The organism is Lentzea aerocolonigenes (assembly GCF_000955955.1).
Classification (GTDB): Bacteria; Actinomycetota; Actinomycetes; order Mycobacteriales; family Pseudonocardiaceae; genus Lentzea; species Lentzea aerocolonigenes_A.
The window spans coordinates 1-22,534 of the sequence record NZ_JYJG01000409.1; the positions used below are offsets into that span (position 1 = coordinate 1).

The window sequence follows — 22,534 nt, forward strand, 5'->3', positions numbered from 1 at the left end:
CGGTACTTGCAGACGCCAACAGAGCCGACCCCTTGGAATCAGCCATCTAGTACAGGTTCACGGCAGCCGGTGCCGCGATCCGACGGGAACCACCAGCGGCGTACCGGAAACCGGGTCCTCGACGACCCTGGCGTCCAGTCCGAACACGTCCAGCAGCATCTTCTCGGTCAGCACCTCGGCCGGCGCGCCCTGAGCCACGATCCGCCCGTCCCGCATGGCGACGACGGTGTCGGCGTACCGAGCCGCGAGGTTCAGGTCGTGCAGCACCATCACCACCGTCCGTCCCATGGACGTGTGCAACTCCTGCACCAGATCCAGCACGTCGATCTGATGCGCGAGATCCAGGTAGGTGGTCGGCTCGTCGAGCAGCAGCAGGTCCGTCCCCTGGGCCAGCGCCATCGAGATCCAGGCCCGCTGCCGCTGGCCACCGGACAGCTCGTCGAGGGTCCGCTCGGCCAGATCCAGGATCCCGGTCATCTCCAACGCGGCGTCGACGGCCGCGGCGTCCTCGGAAGACCACTGCCGGTACCAGGACTGGTGCGGATGCCGCCCGCGCGCGACGAGATCCGCCACAGTCAGCCCTTCAGGAGCAGACGGCGCCTGAGGCAACATCCCCAAAACCCGAGCGACGTCCTTGGTGGCCAGCCGATCGATCTGCTTGCCGTCCAGCAACACCGCTCCGGACCGAGCAGGCAACAGCCGCCCAAGAGCCTTCAGCAAGGTCGACTTCCCGCACCCGTTCGGCCCGATCACCGCGGTGACGGTGCCGTCGATGATCGACAGGTCCAGGGTGTCGACCACGAGCCGCTCGCCGTACCCCACGCACAGCGAGGAAGCCTCAAGACGCACCGTCATACCCGCGCCTCCCGGCGACTCCGAACCAGCAGGAACATCAGATAAGGCGCCCCGAGCACGGCCGTGACGACCCCGACCGGCAGCTCAGTGCGATAAACGGTCCGAGCCACGAGATCGGACGCCATCACCAGCACGCCGCCGATCACCACGGACCCGAACAGCGGCGGCTGAGCGGTTCCGGCCAGCCGCAACGCGATCTGCGGCGTGGCCAGCGCGACGAACGCGATGGGTCCGGCAGCAGCCGTGGCCACGGACGCCAGCACGATCGCCACGATGATCAGAGCCGACCGAGCCAGGTCGACCCGCACCCCGAGCCCGCGCGAGGTCTGGTCGTCGAACTGCAGCGCCCCGAGCACATGCCCGCCAACGAGCGCGACCGGAACCAGGACCGCCAAGGCCAGCGCCACGGGCACGACGTGCTCCCACCCGCGCCCGTTCAACGATCCGGTGATCCACAGCATCGCGCGTCCGGCGTCCTGCACGTCCCCCACGGTCAGCAGGTAATGCGTGAAGTTGCCGGCCACCGCGGTGATGCCGATGCCGACGAGCACCATCCGGAAGCCCTCGATGCCCTGCCGCCACGCCAGCGCGTAGACCAGCAGCCCGGCGATCAGCCCACCCGCCAGGCCGGCGATCGGCACCCCGACCGAAGCCGCGCTCCCGGTCACCACGCCCAGCGACCCGGCGAACGTGATCACCGAGACCGCCCCGGCGCCGGCTCCCCAGGTCACGCCGAGGATGTCCGGCGAAGCCAGCGGGTTCCGCACGATCGCCTGGAAGATCGCCCCGGACAGCCCCAGCGCACCACCGACCAGCAGTCCGGTCAGCGCCCGCGGCAACCGCAGCTCGGTCACCACGAACTGGTCCCGCCGAGTCCCGCCGCCGAACAACGTGTCGACGACCTGCGAGACGGTCAGCGGGAAGTCGCCGATCATGATGCCGACGACCAGCAGCGCTGCCAGCAGCGCCAGCGACAACGCCACCACCAGCAACGGCCGCCGCCGCAGCTTGAACGAGGTGACACCTAGCCTCAGCGCGGGTGCGGCCTTGGTCGTCGTCAAATCTTCACCAGCCTCTTGCGCCGCACCAGGTAGATGAAGAACGGCGCGCCGAGCAGCGCCAGCATCACGCCGACCTCCACTTCGGACGGACGCGCGATCACCCGGCCGGCGATGTCGGCGATCAGGATGAGGCACGCCCCGAGCAGCGCCGAGTACGGCAGGATCCAGCGGTAGTCCGGCCCGGTGAACGCCCGCGCCACGTGCGGCACCACGAGCCCCAGGAACCCGATGGGCCCGCACGCCGCCACGGCCCCGCCCACCAGCAGCGTGATGGCCAGGATGCCCAGCGACCGCGTCCTGCCGACGTTCACGCCCAGCGACTTGGCCACGTCCTCGCCGAGCGACAACGCGTTGAGGCCCGCCGCGTTCAACCCGGCCAGGACCAGCCCGACGACGAGGAACGGCAGCACCTGGTTCAGCACGGACGAATCCCGGCCGGCGATCGCACCGACCTGCCAGAACCGGAACGCGTCGAGCGACTGCTGGTCGAGCAGCACGATCGCCGACACCAGTCCGTTCATCAGCGCCGACACCGCCGCTCCTGCCAGTGCGAGCGTCACCGGCGACGGACCACCACGCCCCGCAGAGCCGAGCAGGAACACCACCACGCTCGCGATCATCGCGCCGGCGAAGGCGAACCAGATGTAGCCGACCAGCGAGTCGACCCCGAGCAGGAAGATCGAGAGCACGACCGCCAGCGCGGCGCCGTGCGTGACGCCGAGGATGCCGGGGTCGGCCAGCGGGTTGCGCGTGTGGCCCTGCATGAGAGCGCCGCCGACGCCCAGCGCGATGCCGACGACGATGCCGAGCAACGTCCGCGGGATCCGCAGCTCGCGGATCACCACGTCGTCCTCGACCCCGGTCGGCGTGAAGAGCCCGTGCCACACCCCGGAGAGCGAGATCTCCTTCGAGCCGACCGCGATGCTCGCCAGCGACACGGCGACCAGGACGATCAACAGGAAGAGCAGGCCGACCAACGGCTTACGGCCCAACGCCCACCCCTCCAAATGCCCGACATATGCTCCGCGAAAGACAGGTAAGCCTAACCGAATTCCTGGAGCCATCGATGCGGACACCGGTACTGATCAGTGTGGCGCTACTCGCGCTCACCGCGTGTGGTCAGGCGACCACGACGAGCCGGAGCGGACCCGCCGACCCCGGTTGGACCGCGGTGACGATCGAGCACGCGATGGGCAGGACCGAGATCAAGGACCGGCCGAAGAAGGTCGCCGCGCTCGACTCCAGCTACGTGGACGCCGCGCTCGCGCTGGAGACCGAGGTCGTCGCGTACACCCGCTACCGCACCGACGGCCTGCCGGAGTACCTGGCGCAGGACGCGGCCAAGTACGCGCAGAGCGCCAAGGCGGTGGGCGACCTCACGAACCCGAACCTGGAGGAGCTCGCCACCATCGGGCCGGACCTGATCGTGTCGGCGAAGGTCAGGCACGAGGGGATCTACGACAAGCTATCCAAGATCGGCCCCACGGTGTTCAGCGTGACGACCGGACCGACGTGGAAGGACAACATCCGCCTGCTCGGCAAGGCGCTGGGCAAGGAGGAGCTGGCGAACCAGAAGATCGCCGCCTACGAGGCCAGGGCCAAGAAGGTCGGCGACGCGATTCGCGCCAAGGTCGGTCACAACCCGTCGATCTCGCTGGCGCGGTTCGTCGGCGGCGAGCAGACCGTCCGGCTCTACACGGAGAAGTCGTTCCCCGGCGGCGTGCTGTTCTCGGACGCCGGCCTCACCCGCCCCCAGGGGCAACCGACCTCGGAGAAGATCGCGGTCGACCTCAGCCAGGAGCAGATCTCGTCGCTCGACGCGGAGCGGATCTTCGTCTCGACCTGGGCGGACCCGAAGGGTGATACGCAGAAGATCAAGGATCAATATTTGGCCAACCCGTTGTGGGGTCAACTAAAAGGCCAGAAGCAGGACGTCTCGGATGTCGTTTGGGTATCTTCGGTCAGTCTTCAGGGCGCGCACGCGATGCTCGACGACCTCGCGAAGGGTTTCGGCGTCGATCCAGCGCGTAGTTGAACAGTCACACACAAACACGAAGGGGCTCCGAGGAATCATCCTCGGAACCCCTTCGTGTTTTACCGAATTTCAGCCCTGCTGGTGGTACGCGTCGAGCACCTCGGCCGGGATGCGGCCGCGATCCGACACCTTCATGCCCTGCTTGCGGGCCCACTCTCGAATGGCCTGGTTCTGCTCACGATCCGCCGATGCCGGGCGCGCCTTCACACCCGCCGGACGACCTGGCCCAACACGCTTACGACCACCCGCGCGACGTGCACCACCGACGAAGTCGGCAAGAGCGTCCCGCAGTTTGCCCGCATTGCCCGAGGAAAGGTCGATCGTGTAGCTGACACCGTCCAGCCCGAACTCGACGGTCTCCTCCGCAGTGGAGCCGTCCAGATCGTCGACGAGGGTCACGGTGACCTTCTGCGCCATGCGTATCCTCCTGGACCCCGAATGCGCGGTGCACCCGCGTCGCCAACTAAAGCCTTCTGCGAGGCAGGTTAGCGCACGGGTGCCGCATTGCACCTATCGACATCCGGAAAGTTACTCATTCAGGGCGAACGAGCGGGAACAAGATGGTCTCCCGGATACCCAGACCCGTGAGGGCCATCAGCAGCCGATCGATACCCATTCCGACGCCACCACTCGGTGGCATTCCGTACTCCAGTGATCGCAGAAAGTCTTCATCGACCGGCATCGCCTCGTTGTCACCGGCCGCGGCAAGACGGGCCTGCGCTTCCAGGCGTTCCCGCTCGATCACCGGGTCCACCAGTTCGGAGTAACCGGTTCCGAGTTCGAATCCGCGGACGTACAGATCCCACTTTTCGGCGACACCCGGCTTGGTGCGGTGCTGCCTGGTGAGCGGAGACGTCTCGACCGGGTAGTCGCGCACGAAGGTGGGCAGGTAGAGCGAGTCGCACACCAGGTGCTCCCACAGCTCCTCGACCAGCTTGCCGTGCCCGAACTTCGGGTTGACCTCGAGTTCGTGCCGGTCACAAAGCTTCCGAAGCACCTCGGCCGGCGTCTCGGGGGTGATTTCCTCACCGACGGCTCCGGACAACGACTCGTAGATGCTGAGCGTCGTCCATTCACCCGACAGGTCGTACTCCGTGCCGTCCGCCAACGTGACGATCTGAGAACCCGTCACCGCTTCCGCGGCTTCCTGGATGAGCTCGCGAGTCAGCTTCGCGTTCGTGTCGTACGTGGCGTAGGCCTCGTAGTACTCGAGCATCGAAAACTCGGGCGAATGCGACGAGTCCACGCCCTCGTTGCGGAAGTTCCGGTTGATCTCGAAGACCTTCTCGATGCCACCGACGACGCAGCGCTTCAAGTACAGCTCCGGCGCGATGCGCAGGAACAGGTCGATGTCGAGGGCGTTCGAGTGCGTGATGAACGGACGCGCGGTCGCACCACCCTGCAGCGTCTGCAACATCGGGGTCTCGACTTCGAGGAATCCGCGCCGGTGGAACGAGTCGCGCAGAGAACGAACGACGTTCGCGCGGGTCCGAACGGTGTCGCGCGCCATCGGCCTCACGATGAGGTCGACGTATCGCTGACGAATGCGTGTTTCCTCGCCGAGTTCCTGGTGCAGGGTCGGCAACGGCCGCAACGACTTCGACGTCAGCTGCCACTCGTCGGCCATCACGGAAAGCTCACCGCGGCGCGAGCTGATGACCTCACCGTGGATGAAAACGTGGTCGCCGAGGTCGACGTCGGTCTTCCACTCGGAAAGTGCTTCCTCACCAACGCCGGCGAGGCTCAGCATCGCCTGCAGTTCGGTGCCGTCTCCTTCGCGCAACGTCGCGAAGCACAGCTTTCCGGTGTTGCGCATGAACATGACGCGCCCGGTCACTCCGACGATCTCGCCGGTCTGCGTGTCGGGTTCGAGTTCGGGATGCGCGTCGCGAATCTCGCGCAACGTGTGCGTGCGCGCGACTTCGACGGGATACGGCTCCTTGCCGGAAGCGAGCAGCCGCGCACGCTTCTCCCGGCGCACGCGCATCTGCTCTGGCAGGTCTTCTTCGCTGGTCACGAGGTTTTGCTTCGGCTGCTCACTCACGCGGAGAAGGGTACGGACACCCGCTATGACATAGCGAACCGGATACCCCGCAGGATTCGCGACGGCCTAAGTTGGGTGGATGGATCTACACGCGAGGCGAGCGGACTCGTTCGGCGCGCAGGCCGAGGCCTACGCCGAACACCGGCCTGACTATCCCGTGGCGGCGATCCGGTGGGCACTGGAGCCGCTGGGCACGTCCGAGCGGTTAGACGTGCTGGACCTCGCCGCGGGCACCGGCAAGCTCACCGCGGGACTGGTCGCTGAAGGACACCGCGTGACAGCGGTGGAGCCCAACGAGCAGATGTTGTCCGAGCTCGTGCGCCGTGTTCACGACGTGCGCGCGCTGCCCGGCCACGCGGAGCACATCCCGGTCCCGGACAGCACGGTCGACGCGGTGTTCGTCGCTACCGCCTTCCACTGGTTCGACCAGGAGAAGGCGCTGCCGGAGATCGCCCGCGTGCTGCGGCCGGGTGGCGTGCTGGCGGCCATGTGGCTCGAAACCGAGGACGACGTGCCGTGGCTCAAGGACTTCCAGCAGGTGTCGAACACCAGCGTCGAGTCTCAGCGACAGAGCCCGGTGAAGATCATGGCGCACCCGTTGTTCGAGGCTCCGGAGCACAAGATCTTCCCGCACGTGCACCGCAGGAACTCACCGGAAGCGGCCATCGCCTGGATCAACACGCACTCGCGCATGCTCGTCATCGACGACGAGGAGCGGGCTGAGGTCAACGACAGGATGCTCGCGTTCCTCCGCGAGCGCCCGGAGACGTCGAACGGACCGTTCGACGTCCCCATGTACTCCGACGTGTTCCGGATGGTCCGCGTCAGCGACTAGTCATGTTGCGCTCGAACACCAAGCGCAACCCCAGCAGGGTCAGGTCGGGCACGTGGTGCGCGATCGTCGAGGACTCCGACACGACCAGCGGGGCGAGACCGCCCGTGGCGATCACCGTCACGGGTCCGGGGTCGGTCTGCTGGAGCTCCTCGGTGATCTTGCGCACCAGCCCGTCCACCTGGCCGACGAACCCCCAGACGATGCCGGACTGCAGGCACTCGACGGTGTTCTTGCCGATCACGTTGCGCGGCCTGATCAGCTCGACCTTGCGCAGCTGGGCGGCACGGGCGGCCAGCGCGTCGACCGAGATCTCGATGCCGGGAGCCAAGGCGCCACCGAGGAACTCGCCGCGCGACGAGATCACGTCGAGGTTCGTGGACGTGCCGAAGTCGACGACGATGCACGAGGTCGAGTACAGGTGGTGCGCGGCCAGCGTGTTGATCACGCGGTCCGAGCCCACCTCCTTCGGGTTGTCGACGAGCAGCGGCACCCCCGTCTTCACGCCCGGCTCGACCAGGATCTTCGGCACCGCGTCGTAGTAGCGGCCGAGCATCACCCGCAGCTCGCGCAGCACCGCGGGCACGGTGGACAGCGCGGAGATGCCGGTGATCTTGTCGGCGTACTCGCCGAACATGCCGCGCATGGTCAGCGCGAGCTCGTCGGCGGTCATCCTGGCGTCGGTGCGCATCCGCCAGTCGCGCACGAGCGGGGCCTTGTCGCCGACCCCGTCGTACAGACCGAGCACGATGTTGGTGTTGCCGACGTCGATGGCGAGCAGCACGGTGTGATTCCTCAGTTCTCGGCCTGGATCAGCGCGTCGAGCGCGGTCGCCTCAACGGTCTCAGAAGAAGGCGCACTCGTGGAGCCGTTCACCAGACCGGACCCCTCGGGAGCATGCGCGGGGTCGGAGCCGAGGTCGACGACCTTGTTGTCGGCGTCCACGAAGACGACGCGCGGCTGGTAGGTGCGCGACTCGGCGTCGTCCATCTGCCCGTAGGCGATCAGGATCACGATGTCGCCGGGGTGCACGAGGTGCGCCGCCGCGCCGTTGATGCCCAGCACGCCGGTGCCGCGCTCGCCGGGGATGACGTAGGTCTCGAGCCGAGAGCCGTTGGTGACGTCGACGATGGCGACCTGTTCGCCCGCCAGCAGGTCGGCGGCCTCCATCAGGTCCTCGTCCACCGTCACCGAGCCGACGTAGTGCAGGTCTGCCTGCGTCACGGTCGCCCGGTGGATCTTGGACTTCAGCATCGTGCGGAACATGGCCACATCCCCCTACTCGTCGCCTTCGCCGAGCAACACCGCGATGTTGTCGATCAGGCGGGTGGAACCGACGCGGGCCGCCACGAGCAGGCGCGCGTCACCGTTCTCCGGCGCGGGACCGAGGTCGATCCCGCGCAGCTCCAGGTAGTCCAGCTCGATCTCGGGCGTCTGCGCGAGCACGTCGTGCGCGGCCTTGAGCACCGCGTCGGGGCCCTGCGAGGACACGTGCGCACCGGCGGTCAGCGCGGCCGACAGCGTGACGGCCTGCTGGCGCTGCTCCGGGCTCAGGTAGGCGTTGCGCGACGACAGCGCGAGGCCGTCGGGCTCGCGGACGGTCGGCACACCGACGACGTCCAGCGGGAAGTTGAGGTCCCGCGCCATCTTGTGGATCAACTGGAGCTGCTGGTAGTCCTTCTGCCCGAACACCGCGTACGTGGGCTGCACGATGTTGAACAGCTTCGAGACGACCGTGAGCACGCCCGCGAAGTGGCCGGGCCTGACCGCGCCCTCCAGTTCGTCGCCCAGCGGTCCGGGGTGCACGGTGACCTGTGCGCCCTCGGGGTACATGTCCTCGACGGACGGCGCGAACACGATCCCTGCGCGCTCGGCGCGGCAGATGTCCACATCGGACTCGAACTGGCGCGGGTACTTGTCGAGGTCCTCGTTGGCGCCGAACTGCAGCGGGTTCACGAAGATCGACACCACGACCACCGTGTTCTGCATGACCTGCGCCTCGCGGATCAGCTGCCGGTGGCCCTCGTGCAGCGCGCCCATCGTCGGCACCAGCGCGACGTTGCGGCCGGCGTTGCGCAGCGCCCTGATCACCCGGTTGAGCCGGGCGGGGTCGCGGTGCACCGTGACGTCGTCCGTGCGGTAGTCGTCCTTGGTCAGTGGCTTGGTCACGTCAGTCCTCGAGAGTGGTGCGAACGTCGTTGGCCGCGTCGGGCTTGAGCAGCCCGGAGTGCTCGGCCCGGTCGGCGGTGCGGCGGGCGAGCGCGCGGTAGCTGGGCAGGGTGTCGGGTGCCTGCTCGGCCAGCACGGTCAGGTGCTTGCGCAAGGTACCCGTGTCGCCTCGGGCGACCGGACCGGTGAGGGCACGGTCACCGTGGCGCAGCGCGTTGTCGAGCGCCGCGGACAGCAGCGGCCCGAGGAGGCGTTCGGCGTTGGGGATGTTCGCGTTCGTGAGCAGGTCGGCGGCGTCGCGGACCAGCGTGATCAGGTGGTTCGCACCGTGGGCCAGTGCCGCGTGGTAGAGCGGGCGGACGGCCTCGGGAACGCGGATCGGCTCCGCTTCCATCTCCACGACCAGCGCTTCGCCGACGCTCCACGCCACCTCGTCGCCGTCCGCGGCCGTGACGCCGACGCACGCGGCGCGCATCCGCTGCAGGTCTTCCTCGCGGCCGGTGAAGGTCATGACGGGGTGCAGGGCGAGCGTGAGAGCACCCAGCTGAGCAGCGGGTTCGAGGACCTTCACGCCCTGGGCGCCGCTGGTGTGCACGATGATCTGGCCCGCGCGCAGCGAGTCCGTGGCGATGAGGCCCTTGACCAGTCCGGAGAGCTCGTCGTCCGGCACCGCGAGCAGCACGAGGTCGGCGCGTCGGGCGACTTCGGTCGGGTCGTCGATCGGGACGCCGGGCAGCAGCTCCTCCGCGCGGTTGCGGGAAGCCTGGGAGACGGCGGACGTGCCGACCACCACGTGACCCGTCCTGGCCAGCGCGGCGCCCAGCACCGAACCGACGCGGCCTGCCGAGATGACACCGACGGCGAGCCTGGCCGGACGTGGGGTCGCGTCCATGCGACTAACTCCTTCTGACGTTCCAGTCCCGGTTCGGGTACCAGACGACGCCGCCGAGGGTAATCCCGCCGATCCTGGCTTGAGGCCGGTCGGTGACAGGACTCACCGGCGTGCGGCGAGCCTGGCCGCGTTCAGCGTGTCGAGCAGCACGCCGTGCCGCTGTTCGGCGCTCTGACCCGCCGTTCCCTGCTCGATGCGGTGCCGCAGGAACGCGAGCTCGGTGACCGCTTCCTGGTAGGTCTTCACGGCCTTGGCCGACGACTCGCCGGACTTGCGCCGGACCGCCCGCAGCCAGTTCCTGCGCCCTTCGAGGCTGGCGAGCAACGCCACCTCGCTGGTCGCGATCCACCGGTTCTGCGCCATCGACGCTAGCTGCCCCGCGACGATCCGCTGCTCCCGGCGGCGCTGCCAGACCACGATCGCGACGGCTCCCGCGAACACCGGCACCATGATCAGGAAGTAGAGGTTGATGAAGTCCGAGCCGGTGCCGACGGTCGTGGAGAAGTTCCACAGCGAGTGCAGGCCGACCGCCGTGAGATAGCCGCCGATCGGCGCGAGGATCTTGGTCCTGGTGTTGCTGGAGCTGGCCGCGATGCCGACCCCGATGCCGGTCATCGATGTGAACAGCGGGTGCGCGAAAGGCGAGAGCACCCCGCGCAGCACGAACAACGCGATCACCCCGCCGCCCATGCCGCCGAGCCCGTTCGCCAGGAAGACCCGGCCGAAGTACCAGATGTTCTCGGTGAACGCGAAGCCCGCGGCCGTGATGCCTGCGTAGACCATGCCGTCGACGACGCCGTCGAACTCGTGCCGGCGGCGCAGGTACACGGCCACCAGGAACGCGGCCTTGGTCGCCTCCTCGACGATCGGCGCACCGACCACCGCGGTGAACGTCGTGCCGTCGTTGGTGAGCAGATCGCCGAGCACCCGGCTGGTCTGGTTGAACGCGAGCGAACTGATCGTGGCGCCGCACGCGCCCCACAGGAACGCGAAGAGCAGCATCTTCGCCGGTTCCGGCTCCCAGCGGTCGATCCACAGGAACGCGCTCACCACGAACGCGACCGGGATGAGCGCCGCTGCGGCACCGACCAGCAACGGCTCGATGCCGATGGCCGAGGTGCCCAGCGCGAACAGCACGAGACCCGCCGCGGCCAGGGCGATCAGCCCCACGACGGGGAACAGGACGGTCCAGCGGCGCTGCTCGATGCGCTTGCGGGTCGGCGTCGGCGTGAGGTCGGCGTCGTTCACGGGAAATGACCTTAGATGCACACTTGACGGATGTTCGACTGGGAAGCCGCTTGGCTCGCCGCTTTGTACGGGCCTTCCGGTTTCTTCGCACGCGGGGAGAAGCCCTCTTCGCACTTCCGCACCTCGCCGTTGGTCGGTCCCGAGCTGGCTTCCGCGTTGTTGTCGTTGTTGGCGCGGGTCGACGCTGCTCTGGGGTTTCCGCAGGTCCTGGACTTCGTGGACGTCGGTGCCGGTGGAGGTGAGCTGGCGTTCGCGGTGCGGTCTCTGGCTTCCGGGTCGCTGGCCTCGCGGTTGCGGGTGACCGCCGTCGAGCTCGGGCCTCCGGTGTTGCTGCCCGGAGTTCGCTGGACCACTTCCATTCCTTCGTGTGTCGGGCTGCTGGTCGGGCACGAGTGGCTCGACGCGATTCCGTGCCCCGTGGTGACCGGGCCTTCCTCCGATCCGTGGATCACTCGATGGTGGCCGTCTCTTGGTCCGGGCGAGCAGGCCGAGGTGGGGGCGCCTCGGGATGCGGCTTGGGCGGCTGCCGTTTCGTCGGTTCGCGGGGCGGCGCTGGCGATCGACTACGGGCATCTGGTGTCGTCGCGGCGGTTCACGCTGACCGGGTACCGGGACGGGCGGCAGGTTCCGCCGGTGTTCGACGGGTCCTGTGACATCACCGCGCACGTGGCTTTGGACGCGTGTGCCGCTGCCGCCGGTGGGGAGTTCGTGCTGGTGTCGCAGCGGGATGCGTTGGGCGCCTTGGGTTTGACCGGATCTGTTGCCGGTTCCGGGTGGGACTGGCTGGAGTCGGCTGCTCGTGCTGGACGGATCGCTGAGCTGCGTGACCCGCGTGGGCTGGGTGCGTTCGGCTGGCTGTTGCACGGTCGTGGGGTGGACGTCTCGGATCTGCTGCCTGCGCTGCCGTCCTGGTGTCCGATTCCCGCCAGCTTTTCCTCGGCTTGACGACGATCGTTCTTGTCATGCGAATCCACAACGTCTCGCCTGACGCCTCGTTCCTCGACCCCGGTCGCGAGTACCGGGCCTCCGAACCCGGTGTGCCGCTGCGCTGCTGCCTGCGGAAGTCGCTGCCCGACGAGCCGGTCTGGTTGTTCCGCTACTCGCCTTCGTCCGGCAAGGGCCCGTACGAGGAGGTCGGCCCGATCTTCACGCACGTGGACTGCTCCGACGTGCCCTCGTTGGATCGTCTCCCCGTAGAATTGTTGAACAATCCCCGCATCCTACGTTCCTACAACGCCGCTGGTCAGATCCACGACGGCGCGGTCGTGGAGCCAGGATCGTTCGATCGTGCAGTCGAAGGATCGTTCAACAATCCCGAAGTCGACTCGCTCCAGATCCGCAGCCTCTCGCACGGTTGCTTCTTCTTCGCGATCACCAGGTCCTAGCCGGCACGGGGAGTTCGGCGCGGCGTGAAACCATGCTCGGGTGAGCGAGCAGATCACCGTAGGCGTGGGTGCGGGCGCCCAGTACCTGGGCGTGGACCGCGTGATCGACCTGGGCCCACTGCACCCGTCGGCCCACGGCGCCTACCGCCTGCGCCTGACCGTAACGCCAGACCTGGTGATCACCGCCGCCGAGCCGCTGGTGGGCCACCTGCACCGCGGCGCCGAGAAGCTGTTCGAGGTCCGCGACTACCGCCAGGTCCTGACGCTGGCCAACCGCCACGACTGGCTCTCCGCCTTCTGCAACGAACTGGCCGTCGCCCTGGCCGTCGAACGCATGACGGGCATGGACGTCCCGGCCCGCGCCCAATGGCTGCGCGCCCTGCTGTGCGAGCTGAACCGCCTGATGGCGCACATGGTGTTCCTGACCCCGTTGTCCCCCAACGCCGCCACGTACCGCGAGGGCGTGCAGTCCCTGATGGAAGAGGCCTCGGGCGGCCGCATCCACTTCATGTTCAACAGGATCGGCGGCCTGCGCGAGGACGTCCCAGCGGGCTGGGCCACCCGCGTCGCCTCATTCCTGTCCACTGTGGATGTTTCCTCGCTGACCGTTGATTTCGCTGCCTTGGAAGGACTCGGCGTTCTACCCCACGCCGACGCCCTGGCATACGGCGTGACCGGACCGATCGGACGCGCCAGCGGGGTCGACTTCGACCTCCGGCGCGACGACCCGTTGCCCGCCTACAAGTCGTTGTCGTTCACGCCAGTCGTTCGGACAGAAGGCGACGCCGCCGCGCGCGTGCGCTGCCTTCTGTCCGAGGTGCAGCTCTCCGTCGCGTTGGCGTCGCAGTGCCTGGAACAGCTGCCGTCGGGCCCGGTGAACCTCCGCCTGCCCAAGGCGATCAAGGCACCCGAGGGTTCGGTCTACACCCGCGTCGAGGCACCGCTCGGCACCTCGGGCGTGCACCTGTCGTCGCGCGGCGAGAAGACGCCGTGGCGCCTCAAGCTGCGCACGCCGTCGTTCAACAACGTCCAGGCGCTGTCGGCGTTGTTGCCCGGCACCGAGGTGGACGACCTGCCGGCGGTGCTGAGCTCGTTCGCCGTGATCGTCGGGGACATCGACAAGTAACCGCACACGAGTCGTCGCCGGCGCGGAACGTCCGCCGGCGGACCTGATCACGGACATTCGTAAGCGCCGCAACACTGACAAGCCCGCCGCACGTCCACCGACGGCTGGGCGCATCGCCACCGCCCAGAGACGCCAGGAGTTCGCTCACCGACTCGCCATCCGTGCACGCACCCAACCGATCCTCACGCGCGTGCACGAGCCACCGCTGACCGGCGCGATCACAAACCTCCCGCCAGCCAGCGCACCCACGAGCCGCTACTCGTCCCGCCGACGCCGACGACGAGGCGCATCGCCACCGCCCAGAGACGCCAGGAGTTCGCTCACCGACTTGCCGTCCGCATGCGCACCCGACGGGTCCTCAGGCGCGGCACGGCGGCCGGTGGAGACCGCGGGCAGGCGGGTGGACGAGTCTTCCGCGATCCGGCGGCCGGACACCGATGGCTCGTCCGCCGCAGTCCGGCGACCGGTCGGCACCACCGGCAAGCGGGCCGACGACTGCTCGGCGGAGCGGCGGCCGACCGGGGGCAGTGAGACCAGCGAGTCCTCGGAGGTGCGGCGAGCGCGGGGGGCTTCTTCGCGTGCCGGGGGGTCGTCCGCACGGCGACGGCCACTCGACGGCGAGCCGCCGGACGAAGGCTTCAACGTCTCCCACGAACCGCTGTCCTGCTCGGGTGCCGGGCGGTCGTCGGCACGGCGGCGGCCGCCACCGGTGGCCGTTGCGCGGGACTCGACTAGTGCGGACGGGTCGATCATCTCGGTGCGCTCGGCCACGCGGGGGCGCGGTTCGGGCTTGCGGGTCTCCACTGCCTTGGCGACGGCGGCCGGTGCCTTGGGCGGCTCGGCCGGGCGCGACAGTGCTTCGGTGCGGTTCTGGGGTTGCGGGCGCTGCACTCGTTCGGTGCGGTTCACCTGGGCCTGCACCGGCTGCGGCTGGACGGGCGGAGCCTTCACCGTCGGCGGCTGGGCCACCTGGGGAGCCACGCTGCCCAGCCGGGCTGCGACGCCGCCGGGCGGGCGCTGCTGCGGGCGAGGCGGTTCCTGCTTGGCGGCCTTCACGGGTTCGCGGCGGACGGCAGCCGGCTGCGGGCGGGGCGAGGTGCGGGCCGGCTCCGGGCGCGCGGGCTCTGGGCGCAAGGGTTCGCGGCGGGGCGGCTGCATCTTGGCCTCGTGGGCCACGCGCTCGATCAGCTCGGTGCGTTCGGACGGCTTTTCCGACGCGGAAGAGGTGACCGAGGCGGTGATCGCGGGCTTGGCGTTGATGATGCGGTTCTCGGGCAGCGACGCCAGGCGCGCGGCGTCGGAGGCCAGCGAGCGCAGGCGGGTGGACTCGGCGCGCAGCGCCACGCGTTCGACCAGAACGTCGCCGCCCAGCAACGCCTGGAGGTTGTCGCGCAACGCGTGCAGATCGGCGCGCAGGGCCTCGATGTCCGCGCGCGACTCCTCCTCGATCCGCTTGCGGGTCTCGGACTCGATCTCCAGCTCGTACTCGCGGCGAGCGGCTACCTCGCGCTCGAGCTCCAGCTCGTAGACGGACTGGAGGTCGGCCACCTCCTCGTCACGCTCGGTGACCTGTTTGCGGTACTTGGCGGCGAGGAAGGCTCCCACGAGGGCCGCCCACAGCGCGGCCACCACGGCCAGGCGCAGCATGCGGGCGCTGTCGCTCGCAACGAGCACCGCCGCGGCCACGAGGGCGAGCGCCAATGCCGCTACTAAAAGCAATCGCCCGGTGCCACGACCGTGATCTTCCTGCTCGTCGTCGGCCGACGCGCCTCGCCCGGTCATGGGCACGAGGGTACCGCGTAGTTATGCGACTGAGACCTACGGCCGGGTATCTAATCCTTCCCGGGAGTCTCCGTCGGCGTCTTGCAACAGTGTTCCAACCACAGGGCGGCGGCCGTCAAGCCAACGGCCGAAACCATCCCGACAACGGCTGCGAACAGGTCGTTCCCGGCCGCGGCGAACTCGTCGCGCACCGGGATGGTGTAGATCAGCAGGCCGGTCCAGGCACCGAACATCAACGCGCCCAAAACCGAGGAAGCCTTCGCCAGCGCGACCGCACGGGCCGCGGTGAGCGGCTGCACCGGCCGGGCGCCCGGACGCCGCTGGATCCGAGCCCGCAACGAGAACGCGAGCCACAGCTCCACGGCCCCGAGGGCGAGCAACGTCGAACCGGACGCACGCGGCAACGGCGGCAGCGAGTCGTACGCGAACCGCAGCACCAGGTGGGTCAGCAGCCCGGCGATGATCGCTATCGTCGCCAGGTCACGAGGACGGGTGAACCTCACGACTCCATCCAACCGGAAAGCACGAGATCGTCACGCCGCCGCACACCTTCCGGCGACACGGGCAAAGCAGAGACAGGACCGCGGCCCGGCAACACCGCGTCCGGCTCGACGTCGAGCCACGGGATCAAGACTGTTGCGCGCTCAAACGCCCCAGGATGCGGCAGAAGCAGCTCCGGGTGGTCCGAGGTCACCCCGTCCACCGAAACCACGTCCACGTCCAACGTGCGCGGCCCCCAGCGCTTCTCCCGCACGCGCCCGGCGGCGTTCTCCAGCTCCTGGCCACGCCGCAGCCAGCCCCACTCGTCGATCCCGTCGCCGGAAACGATCACCACGGCGTTGAGGAAGTCCGGCTGGTCCTCCACACCCCACGCGGCCGTTTCGTAGACGGGCGAAACCGCGATCACGTAAGGGGAAAGCCCGTCCACCACCGACTGCAGGAACGCGAACCGGTCGCCGAGGTTCGAGCCGATCGAGAGAACCGCGCGGCTCACCGGGCTTCCTTCAGCGGCGCCGCCAACCGGCGCGACCGGCGGATCGTCACCGACACGTCGTCGAACGTCAGCGGGATCGGCGCGGACGGCTTGTGCACCGTCACCTCGGCCGCGTGCAGCCGGGTGTCGGTCATCGCCGCGTCGGCGATCCGGCCGGCCACCGTCTCGATGAGGTCGCACGGCTCGCCACCGACGATCGCCGCGGCCATCTCGGCGAGCTCGCCGTAGTGGTAGGTCTCCTTCAGATCGTCGCTGCGAGAAGCCGACGAGAGGTCCAGCCACAGCGTGATGTCGACGACGAACTCCTGCCCGTCGCGCTTCTCGTGCTCGAAAACCCCGTGGTTGCCCCGGACCCGCAGGCCCGTCAACGCGATCCGGTCAGCCATGTCCCCGCCTCCACGCACCGGCGACGGCGACCGCGTCCAAGGTCCGGTCGACGTCGTGCACCCGCACACCCCACGCTCCGTTGAACGCAGCGAGAGCAGACACCGCCGCGGTCGCGTCCTCCCTGCCGTCCGGTGGACGGTTGCCGAGCAGCGTGCCGAGGAAGCGTTTGCGAGACGCCCCCACCAGCACCGGGAAGCCCAGCTCGACCAGCTCGTCCAGGCGCTGCAACAGCTCCCAGTTGTGGTCGCCGAGCTTCGCGAAACCCAGCCCTGGGTCGAGCACGATCGACGACTCCGCGACGCCGGCCGCGACAGCGGCCTCGACGCGCTGCAGCAACTCGTCGCGCACGTCCGAAACGACGTCGTCGTACTGCGCCAGCGAATCCATCTCCGTGCTGTGCCCACGCCAATGCATCACCACGTACGGCACACCGGCCGCGGCGACCACGCGGATCATCTCGAGATCCGCCAGCCCACCGGACACGTCGTTCACGATCGACGCACCAGCCTCCAGCGCGGCCGACGCCACGGCGGCGTGCATCGTGTCGACGCTGACCGGCACACGCTCGGCGACCAGCGAACGGATCACCGGCACCACGCGGGAGATCTCCTCAGAGGCCTCGACGCGTTCGGCACCGGGCCTGGTGGACTCGCCACCGACGTCGATCAGATCGGCACCGCGCTGGTGCATCTCGACGCCGTGCGCGACCGCGGCGTCGCGGTCCAGGTAACGGCCGCCGTCGGAGAACGAGTCCGGCGTGACGTTCAGAACGCCCATCACGACGCAACGGCCGGGGCGAGGCAGACTTTTCACCGCAAGCGGCCCCTGATCAGCTCGATCGCCTCCGCCCGCGACGAGGCGGACGTGCGCAACAGCCCGCGCACCGCGGAAGTCGTGGTGCGGGAGCCGGGCTTGCGCACACCGCGCATGCCCATGCACAGGTGCTCGGCCTCCATCACGACGATCACGCCGCGCGGCTCCAAGCGCCGCACCAGCGCGTCCGCGACCTGCGACGTGAGCCGCTCCTGCACCTGCGGCCGCTTCGAGTAGAGGTCGACGAGCCGCGCGAGCTTCGACAACCCGGTCACCCGGCCGGCCTCGTTCGGGATGTACCCGACGTGCGCGACACCGTGGAACGGCAGCAGGTGGTGCTCGCAGAAGCTGAACATCGGGATGTCAGTGACGAGGACGAGCTCCTCGTGGCTCTCGTCGAACGTCTTGGCCAGCACGCTGTCCGGGTCGGTGTAGAGGCCCGCGAACAACTCCCGGTAAGCCCTCGCCACCCGAGCGGGCGTCTCTTTCAGGCCCTCCCGCTCCGGATCCTCACCGCACGCGATCAACAGCTCGCGCACCGCAGCTTCCGCCCGCGCCTGGTCGAAGACCCGCCGCGCGGAGACGCCGGCCTCCCCGTTGCGGGTGAGACCGGCGTCTGCGTCGAGCTGGTTGTGCTCTGTCACTGCCGCTCGTCCTGGTCGGACTGCGGCTTCTTCGGCTCCCAGACGTTGTGCGGCTTGCCGCCGGGCACGGTCGCCGGGGTCCATCCGGGCGGGGCGCCGTAGTTCGGCGGACCCGACTGGTTCGGCGGCCCGGAAGGCTGGTGCGCGCCGTTGGAACCGTTCGGCGACGGCAGCTCCTCGGTCGGAGCCGCGGCAGCGGGCTCCTCGGCAGCCGGCTCGTCGTCGAGGGTGTCCTCCACGACCGGCGGCCAGGGCTCGCCGCGTTCCTTCGCCAGCTCGCCGGGGGTCTTGATCGGCGGGATGTCGGACGGCGTGCGGTCACCGAAGTCGTTGAACTGGGTGATGCGCGGCCGCTTCTCGACGCGGGCGAAGATCCGCTCCAGTTCCTTCTGGTGCAGGGTCTCCTTCTCGATGAGCTCGAGCGTGAGGTCGTCGAGGACGTCGCGGTAGGTGACGAGCACCTCGTACGCCTCCGTGTGCGCGGCCTCGATGAGCTTGCGCACCTCCTCGTCGATCTCGTGCGCGACCTCGAGCGAGTAGTCCGCCTGGCGACCGGCCGAGCGACCGAGGAACGGCTCGCCCTGCTCCTGCCCGTACTTCACGGCGCCGAGCTTCGCGCTCATGCCGTACTCGGTGACCATCGCGCGGGCGATCTTGGTCGCCTGCTCGATGTCGTTGGACGCGCCGGTCGTGGGCTCGTGGAAGACGAGCTCCTCGGCACTGCGCCCACCGAGTGCGAACACCAGTCGCGCGATCATCTCGGACCTGGTCATCAGGTCCTTGTCCTCTTCCGGCACCGAGAGGGTGTGACCACCCGTGCGGCCGCGGGCGAGGATCGTGACCTTGTAGACCGGGTCGATGTCCGGCATCGCCCACGCGGCCAGGGCGTGCCCTGCCTCGTGGTACGCGGTGATCTTCTTCTCCTTCTCGGAGATGATCCGGCTCTTGCGGGCCGGACCGCCGATCACGCGGTCCACCGACTCCTCGAGCTGAGTCGCCGTGATTACGTGGCCGTTCTGCCGGGCCGTGAGCAGCGCTGCCTCGTTGATGACGTTCGCGAGGTCGGCGCCGGAGAACCCGACCGTCCGCTTCGCGAGGCCGTCGAGATCGGCGTCCGCGGCGAGCGGCTTGCCCTTCGAGTGCACCCGGAGGATCTGCTTGCGGCCCTTCAGGTCCGGTGCGGACACCGGGATCTGACGGTCGAAGCGGCCGGGACGCAGCAGCGCGGGGTCGAGGATGTCGGGACGGTTCGTCGCCGCGATCAGGATGATCCCGCCGCGCGAGTCGAAGCCGTCCATCTCGACGAGCAGCTGGTTCAGCGTCTGCTCGCGCTCGTCGTGACCACCGCCGAGACCGGCGCCGCGGTGACGACCGACCGCGTCGATCTCGTCGACGAAGATGATGCACGGCGCGTTCTGCTTGGCCTGTTCGAACAGGTCACGCACACGCGAGGCACCGACACCGACGAACATCTCGACGAAGTCCGAACCGGAGATCGAGTAGAACGGCACGCCGGCCTCACCGGCGACGGCCCTGGCGAGCAGCGTCTTACCGGTTCCCGGCGGGCCGTAGAGCAGCACGCCCTTCGGGATCTTCGCGCCGAGAGCCTGGTAGCGGCCGGGGTTCTGGAGGAAGTCCTTGATCTCCTCGAGCTCCTCGACGGCCTCCTCGGCACCGGCGACGTCGGAGAACGTCGTCTTGGGCATGTCCTTGGACAGCTGTTTGGCCTTGGACTTGCCGAAGTTCAGAACGCGGTTTCCGCCGCCCTGAGCGTTGTTCATCATCCACATCAGCAGCAGCAACAGCAGGCCGAGCGGTACGAGGTAGATCAAGATCTGCATCAGGATGGACTCCTGGCTGACCTTGGTCTCCACGATCGGCTTGTTGCCGGCCTGGTCGAGGACGTTGAAGATCTCGTCCGTCGAGCTGGCCGGGAACTGCGTGATGAGACGGTTGCTGCCCTCGAAGGTGGTGCCGTCGGTGAGGGTGAGCCGGAGCCGCTGCTCCTTGTCCTCGATCGTGGCTTCCTTGACCTTGCCGTCCCGCACCTGTTGCAGGGCTTGGGACGTCTTGACCGGGTGGTAGCCCCGTGAGTCGTCGAAGAGCACGGTGAAGACGAAGTAGAGCAGCAACACCGCAGCGATCCACAGCAGCGGGTTGCGAAGCAGGCGCTTGCGGTCCATGCACTTACGGCCGGCGGGCGGCCTCGACCCTCCCTGACTTGCGCGTCGGGCAGTGGAAGACCCACATACCGCGTCCGACCAGCCTACCGCCCGCTGGTCGGGTACTGAGCAACCAACGGTCGAGGCCCCTCGCGGGTTCCCGCCCGTGACCCCTGCCACGCATGTTCACGCTGTTTGGTTCATCCGGAACAAATACGGCCGTCCGGATGAGTGACGCAGGTCACGCCGTCTCACTACGTTTGGGGGTCACATGTCATCCTCATGCATCCCCCGAGTGTTCCCCCGCCACTCGAAAGAGTGAACACGTGACCGAAGGTCAGTAACTGTATGTCAGCACGTCACACGTCCCCCGGTCTGTTCCGGCGGGTGGCCCTCCCCGTGGGCGCCCTTCTCGGAGTGATTGCGGCGGCGGGCGTCACGGTCGTGGCACTGCGTGTCACCAGCGGCGCCGACTGCTCTGGCGCACTGCCGTTGAAGGTCGCCGTCACACCCGCCGCGCTAGATGTCGTGAACGCGGCAGCGCAGGACTACCAGCGGTCTCAGCCGGTGGTGAACGGCCGGTGCGTCCAGGTCCAGGTCGAGTCGCGCAACGCGGCCGACGTGGCCAACGAGCTCCCGACCGCGCAGATCAACCCCCATTCCCTCTGGATCCCCGACTCCTCGATGTGGGCCGCAGAGGCCCAGCGTCAGGCCGCGGAAACCGGCCCGGAGGCCCCGAAGCTCGACATCAAGCCCTCGCTGGCCACCAGCCCGCTGGTGATGGCGGGCTCGCAGCAGGCGATGTCGAAGATCGGCTTCCCGGTCTCGCCCGTCTCCTGGGCCAAGGTCGTCGACCCGCGCGTGCAGATCTCCATGAGCGACCCGACGATGACCTCCGAGGGCCTCGCCTCGCTGTTCGTGATCCGCACGTTGCTCGGCAACGCCGACGGCACTCCCAAGCCGGAACTGGTCGGCACCCTGCTGCGCGTGGGTCGCAGCGCCGTGCCGTCGGTGCGCGACTCGTTCGGCAAGGTCACGACGGACGCCGAGAAGGCCCCGCTCTTCGCCGCCACCGAACAGTCCGTGGTCGCCAACAACCGCGCGGTCAAGGACAACGCGGTGCTCGGCGCCCCGCCGAAGGAGGGCACGCTCTCCTTCGACTACCCGCTCGTCAGGGTCTCCCGCCCCAACGAGCAGGAGGGCATCGGCGAGGCCGCTTCCCAGTTCGAGAAGGTGCTGCGCTCGGCCGAGACCGTGAAGCGCTTCGGCGAAGCCGGCTTCCGCACCGTGCAGGGCGCCGCGCCGGCCAAGTGGTCGACCGACGTCGAGGGCGTGCAGGCCGGTGACGTCAAGCTGATCGAGACCCCGAACGCCGACCAGGTGTCCGAACTGCTGCGCACGTGGGGCGCGATCAGCCTGGACATGCGCATGCTGACCGTCATCGACGTCTCCGGCTCGATGCTCGAAAAGGGCGGCACCAACAAGACCCGCGTCGAGACCGCCACCGAGGCCAGCATGGCCGCGCTGTCGATGCTGCCGGACACCACGCAGATCGGCCTGTGGGCGTTCTCGACCAACAAGAAGCCGCCGAACGACTGGATCGAGCTCGTGCCGATCGGTCCGCTGGGCGAGCCTCTCGCCGGTGTCACGCGTCGCAAGCGCCTGGAAGCCGGTGCCTCGCAGCTGCCCGGGCTCGTCGGCGGCGGTACGGCGTTGAACGACACGACGCTGGCCGCTTATCGGCACGTGCTGTCCGGGTACGACCCGTCGAAGGTCAACTCGGTCGTGCTGATGACCGACGGCCGCAACGACGACGTCTCGTCGATCGACACCGCCGCGTTGATCGAGACGCTGAAGCGGGAAGCAGATCCCGCGAAGCCCGTCCCGATCATCATGGTCGGGCTCGGGGACGAGGTCGACATGGACGCACTGCGCGCGATTTCCGCTGCCAGTGGCGGCAAGGCCTACCAGGCCCGCAACCCGGAGGACATCCGCGGCGTGCTCCTGGACGCGGTCTCCCAGCGCCGCTGCCGCCCGACCTGCTGATCCTGTGAACGATGAAGGGCTCCTTCATCCACCTGACGTGGATGAAGGAGCCCTTCATC

General features: G+C 68.6%; 23 protein-coding genes. 6 read left to right on the forward strand and 17 right to left on the reverse strand.

Going from position 1 to position 22,534, the window contains the following annotated elements; genetic code table 11:
• Window positions 1–57: 57 nt before the first annotated feature.
• The 3 genes from UK23_RS40985 to UK23_RS40995 are packed head-to-tail and all read right to left on the reverse strand — an operon-like array spanning window position 58 to window position 2,908.
• A complete protein-coding gene (locus UK23_RS40985) occupies window positions 58–855 on the reverse strand; it encodes an ABC transporter ATP-binding protein (RefSeq protein WP_045317200.1) in 798 nt (265 codons plus the stop codon).
• Window positions 852–1,916 (reverse strand): FecCD family ABC transporter permease, encoded by a 1,065-nt coding sequence (locus tag UK23_RS40990; protein ID WP_045317201.1) that lies wholly within the window; start codon window positions 1,914–1,916, stop codon window positions 852–854. The genes UK23_RS40985 and UK23_RS40990 overlap by 4 nt, the downstream gene beginning before the upstream one ends.
• The gene (locus UK23_RS40995) at window positions 1,913–2,908 is read right to left on the reverse strand and encodes a FecCD family ABC transporter permease (protein ID WP_231114907.1); all 996 of its coding nucleotides are present in this window, start codon (window positions 2,906–2,908) and stop codon (window positions 1,913–1,915) included. The genes UK23_RS40990 and UK23_RS40995 overlap by 4 nt, the downstream gene beginning before the upstream one ends.
• A gap of 74 nt (window positions 2,909–2,982) precedes the next feature.
• On the opposite strand from UK23_RS40995, the gene UK23_RS41000 reads away from it, so the two are divergent.
• Entirely contained in the window at window positions 2,983–3,951 is a 969-nt protein-coding gene (locus UK23_RS41000) for an iron-siderophore ABC transporter substrate-binding protein (RefSeq protein WP_045317203.1), read from the forward strand.
• A 69-nt stretch (window positions 3,952–4,020) separates the two neighbouring features.
• Here the strand turns inward: UK23_RS41000 and UK23_RS41005 are convergent, their stop codons facing one another.
• Complete coding sequence (locus UK23_RS41005; RefSeq protein ID WP_045317204.1) at window positions 4,021–4,368, reverse strand: histone-like nucleoid-structuring protein Lsr2; 348 nt, start codon at window positions 4,366–4,368, stop codon at window positions 4,021–4,023.
• A gap of 115 nt (window positions 4,369–4,483) precedes the next feature.
• A complete protein-coding gene (gene lysS, locus UK23_RS41010) occupies window positions 4,484–5,938 on the reverse strand; it encodes a lysine--tRNA ligase (RefSeq protein WP_045317218.1) in 1,455 nt (484 codons plus the stop codon).
• 136 nt (window positions 5,939–6,074) lie between these two features.
• On the opposite strand from lysS, the gene UK23_RS41015 reads away from it, so the two are divergent.
• A complete protein-coding gene (locus UK23_RS41015) occupies window positions 6,075–6,830 on the forward strand; it encodes a class I SAM-dependent methyltransferase (RefSeq protein ID WP_045317205.1) in 756 nt (251 codons plus the stop codon).
• Here UK23_RS41015 and UK23_RS41020 read toward each other — a convergent pair.
• From UK23_RS41020 to UK23_RS41040, 5 genes are all read right to left on the reverse strand, one after another.
• Entirely contained in the window at window positions 6,820–7,611 is a 792-nt protein-coding gene (locus UK23_RS41020) for a type III pantothenate kinase (RefSeq protein WP_045317206.1), read from the reverse strand. The genes UK23_RS41015 and UK23_RS41020 overlap by 11 nt on opposite strands.
• A gap of 11 nt (window positions 7,612–7,622) precedes the next feature.
• Window positions 7,623–8,093, reverse strand: coding sequence for an aspartate 1-decarboxylase (panD, locus tag UK23_RS41025; RefSeq protein WP_045317219.1), 471 nt, complete (start codon window positions 8,091–8,093; stop codon window positions 7,623–7,625).
• Window positions 8,094–8,105: 12 nt separating this feature from the next.
• Window positions 8,106–8,996: a pantoate--beta-alanine ligase gene (gene panC, locus UK23_RS41030; RefSeq protein ID WP_052685489.1), complete on the reverse strand. Its 891-nt coding sequence runs from the start codon at window positions 8,994–8,996 to the stop codon at window positions 8,106–8,108.
• Window position 8,997: 1 nt separating this feature from the next.
• Entirely contained in the window at window positions 8,998–9,888 is an 891-nt protein-coding gene (locus tag UK23_RS41035) for a Rossmann-like and DUF2520 domain-containing protein (protein WP_045317207.1), read from the reverse strand.
• A 102-nt stretch (window positions 9,889–9,990) separates the two neighbouring features.
• The gene (locus tag UK23_RS41040; protein WP_082115395.1) at window positions 9,991–11,136 is read right to left on the reverse strand and encodes a PrsW family intramembrane metalloprotease; all 1,146 of its coding nucleotides are present in this window, start codon (window positions 11,134–11,136) and stop codon (window positions 9,991–9,993) included.
• A gap of 30 nt (window positions 11,137–11,166) precedes the next feature.
• On the opposite strand from UK23_RS41040, the gene UK23_RS41045 reads away from it, so the two are divergent.
• The 3 genes from UK23_RS41045 to UK23_RS41055 are packed head-to-tail and all read left to right on the forward strand — an operon-like array spanning window position 11,167 to window position 13,647.
• The gene (locus UK23_RS41045; RefSeq protein ID WP_045317208.1) at window positions 11,167–12,081 is read left to right on the forward strand and encodes an SAM-dependent methyltransferase; all 915 of its coding nucleotides are present in this window, start codon (window positions 11,167–11,169) and stop codon (window positions 12,079–12,081) included.
• A gap of 17 nt (window positions 12,082–12,098) precedes the next feature.
• Window positions 12,099–12,521 (forward strand): DUF1203 domain-containing protein, encoded by a 423-nt coding sequence (locus UK23_RS41050; protein ID WP_052685490.1) that lies wholly within the window; start codon window positions 12,099–12,101, stop codon window positions 12,519–12,521.
• 40 nt (window positions 12,522–12,561) lie between these two features.
• Entirely contained in the window at window positions 12,562–13,647 is a 1,086-nt protein-coding gene (locus tag UK23_RS41055; RefSeq protein ID WP_045317209.1) for an NADH-quinone oxidoreductase subunit D, read from the forward strand.
• A 255-nt stretch (window positions 13,648–13,902) separates the two neighbouring features.
• Here UK23_RS41055 and UK23_RS41060 read toward each other — a convergent pair whose 3' ends face one another.
• The 7 genes from UK23_RS41060 to ftsH are packed head-to-tail and all read right to left on the reverse strand — an operon-like array spanning window position 13,903 to window position 20,450.
• Window positions 13,903–15,429 (reverse strand): DUF6779 domain-containing protein, encoded by a 1,527-nt coding sequence (locus tag UK23_RS41060; RefSeq protein ID WP_156213755.1) that lies wholly within the window; start codon window positions 15,427–15,429, stop codon window positions 13,903–13,905.
• Between the two features lie 50 nt (window positions 15,430–15,479).
• Complete coding sequence (locus UK23_RS41065) at window positions 15,480–15,932, reverse strand: DUF3180 domain-containing protein (RefSeq protein WP_045317211.1); 453 nt, start codon at window positions 15,930–15,932, stop codon at window positions 15,480–15,482.
• Complete coding sequence (gene folK, locus UK23_RS41070) at window positions 15,929–16,423, reverse strand: 2-amino-4-hydroxy-6-hydroxymethyldihydropteridine diphosphokinase (RefSeq protein ID WP_045317212.1); 495 nt, start codon at window positions 16,421–16,423, stop codon at window positions 15,929–15,931. The genes UK23_RS41065 and folK overlap by 4 nt, the downstream gene beginning before the upstream one ends.
• Window positions 16,420–16,809: a dihydroneopterin aldolase gene (folB, locus tag UK23_RS41075; RefSeq protein ID WP_045317213.1), complete on the reverse strand. Its 390-nt coding sequence runs from the start codon at window positions 16,807–16,809 to the stop codon at window positions 16,420–16,422. Before folB ends, folK begins: the two co-directional genes overlap by 4 nt.
• Entirely contained in the window at window positions 16,802–17,587 is a 786-nt protein-coding gene (gene folP / locus UK23_RS41080) for a dihydropteroate synthase (protein WP_045317214.1), read from the reverse strand. The genes folB and folP overlap by 8 nt, the downstream gene beginning before the upstream one ends.
• A gap of 32 nt (window positions 17,588–17,619) precedes the next feature.
• A complete protein-coding gene (gene folE, locus UK23_RS41085) occupies window positions 17,620–18,267 on the reverse strand; it encodes a GTP cyclohydrolase I FolE (protein WP_045317215.1) in 648 nt (215 codons plus the stop codon).
• Window positions 18,264–20,450: an ATP-dependent zinc metalloprotease FtsH gene (gene ftsH / locus UK23_RS41090; protein ID WP_045317216.1), complete on the reverse strand. Its 2,187-nt coding sequence runs from the start codon at window positions 20,448–20,450 to the stop codon at window positions 18,264–18,266. Before ftsH ends, folE begins: the two co-directional genes overlap by 4 nt.
• A 327-nt stretch (window positions 20,451–20,777) precedes the next feature.
• On the opposite strand from ftsH, the gene UK23_RS41095 reads away from it, so the two are divergent.
• A complete protein-coding gene (locus tag UK23_RS41095) occupies window positions 20,778–22,475 on the forward strand; it encodes a substrate-binding domain-containing protein (protein ID WP_045317217.1) in 1,698 nt (565 codons plus the stop codon).
• Window positions 22,476–22,534: the final 59 nt, after the last annotated feature.